The following is a 1,985-nucleotide window of genomic DNA, read 5'->3' as shown; positions in this document are numbered from 1 at the left end:
GTTTCACCCCCATCCCTAGCGCTTTGATTGATCTGGAGTGAGGCCAAAGTCGATACGCTTTATGCCATCGGCACCTACAGCGACTACTGCAGGCTCCCCTGCGACCGGTGCTAGCCCATAGATCGGTGTTGTGTTGAAGGGGATTGCTCTTTCGAAGTGAGCAGATTCGTTGCTTTGGCTGATCAGTAGTTCACCGTCGGCGCTGGCCAGCGCCGTCCGACCGTCCGGCAGTAAAATCCCGCTGGTGATAGTGCTATCCGTACCAGTGTCCACTTTGGTCCAGTCTTGACCTCGGTTATGGCTCAGGTATGCGGAGCCACGAAGACCAAAGAGCAATAGAGACTCTCGCTGGGCAACGAGGCCGAACCATGTCCCGTTATAGGGCGTCGGGATGGGGGTGAAACGATGGCTTTCAGGATCTTCTTTCAGTAAGAGTCCTTGCTCGCCGACTAGGTAGGCGCTTCCATCCATCACCTGCACAGCGTTGAAGTGAAACGCTGACGGGTTGTCCGTCAGGTCAGCCAGCACCTGCCAATGGGTGCCGCCGTCATCCGTGCGCAGCAGGAGGTTGTATGCACCCACGGCATATCCAGCTTTTTCGTCCGTAAAGTGAACATCGAGGAAGGGGCGCCCAGGGCCTTCCTCCTTGAACCGTTCGGCATCTTGCAGCGCATAAGTTGAGCTTGGGTTGTCCTCATTGGCGTGTTCAGCCAACGGTTTCCAGTGCTGAATCAGCAGGTCTGCTAGCTGCTTTCCGTCAAGTTGCTTGGTCCAGGTCTGTCCTGAATCGGAACTGTGGAGAATGATGCCTCCATGACCGACGGCCCATCCATGTTTAGCGGTTGGGAACTGCACGGCCACCAAATCTACTGAAACCGGCACACTGGCTTGTTTCCAAGACTTTGTGTCATCGGAGTAAATAATGTGGCCGCGTCGGCCGACTGCTACCCATCGCCCGCCTGGCGTTTGCGTCACCCCGATTAAAATACTGCTCTGAGCTTTATTACTTGGCTGAGCAGGTATGTTCAGTGGATCGACAAAGTCTGCTGAGGCGGTCGAAATACCCGCGCAGAGCACCAGCACGAGAGCAACTAAGCCTCGATAAAGAATTGGCATACTCAAGACCTTTGAGCGTCGGAGGACTGCCGAGCAAATCCGGCAGCCCTCAGTGGCTGGGCGAATTAACGGCCGCTACGTGCTTGTAATGCTTCCGGGGTGAAGGTCGATCGGGGTAGGGGCTTGTCCAGAACACGCCAGCCAAACTTCAGATCGGAGTAGTTCTGCGAGAAGGAATACACACCGGTCGAGAGGTCGTAGGCCCAATAAGTACGCGACATTGGTGCCTGCTTGTCGTAGAGCTGGCTCATGCCCATCTGCAGGCCCTTGTAGAGCTTGCCTGCTCCGTCGTACTCATCACTCATACCTGCGCCCGACCAGTCCTCATCAAAGTAGAAGACTCGCTTGCTATAGACGTGTCGAAGGCCAGGCTTCAGCGTGGCCTCCACGACCCAAACGCGGTGCAGTTCCCAGCGCACTGCATCTGGGTTTACATGGTTTGGGGTAAGTGCCTTGTCCGAGGTGATTTTGAAGCTTAGGTCGTAGATGTTGTACGGGATGTACAGCTCGCGTTTCCCAATCAGCTTGAAGTCGAAACGGTCCAGTTTTCCGCAATAGAGTTCTGCATCATCGTAGGTCGTCACGCCGCCTTGGGATGCAATCGGCGTGTCGTATGCGATGTCGGGGCTGAGTCGTACTCGACGTGTGCTTGCCGAGTAGGAGTAAGCACGGCGTGGCATAGTGACCATGTCGACAGTATCGAAATACATCGTCGCGTCACCAACGCTGCGTGCCGGACCGGTGAAATTGTATGCGTTCTGGAAAATGAACGAATCTTCCTTCTTGATAGATTCGCTGGTGGCTGCGGGGTTATGGAAGGTGAAGTTCCGCGAGAGTTTGATTTCACCGGAGTTGATCAGCTTACCGTT

The 1,985-nt window shown here is 55.1% G+C and carries 2 protein-coding genes; both read right to left on the bottom strand.

The features are described from left to right. Positions 1-15: 15 nt before the first annotated feature. Entirely contained in the window at positions 16-1,116 is a 1,101-nt protein-coding gene (locus FAS41_RS30595) for a YCF48-related protein (protein ID WP_138527010.1), read from the bottom strand. Between the two features lie 65 nt (positions 1,117-1,181). Next, a partial coding sequence (locus FAS41_RS30590; RefSeq protein ID WP_138527009.1) for a DUF1329 domain-containing protein occupies positions 1,182-1,985 on the bottom strand: 804 nt, incomplete at its 5' end.

The sequence above is a fragment of the Pseudomonas nicosulfuronedens genome, from assembly GCF_005877905.1.
Lineage (GTDB): Bacteria > Pseudomonadota > Gammaproteobacteria > Pseudomonadales > Pseudomonadaceae > Pseudomonas > Pseudomonas nicosulfuronedens.
This window is presented reverse-complemented; position numbering and strand designations above follow the sequence as displayed.

What these genes read in the sequence shown, in the direction of transcription:
- FAS41_RS30595 (WP_138527010.1), bottom strand. Translation starts at nt 1,116, where the DNA reads ATGCCAATTCTTTATCGAGGCTTAGTTGCTCTCGTGCTGGTGCTCTGC.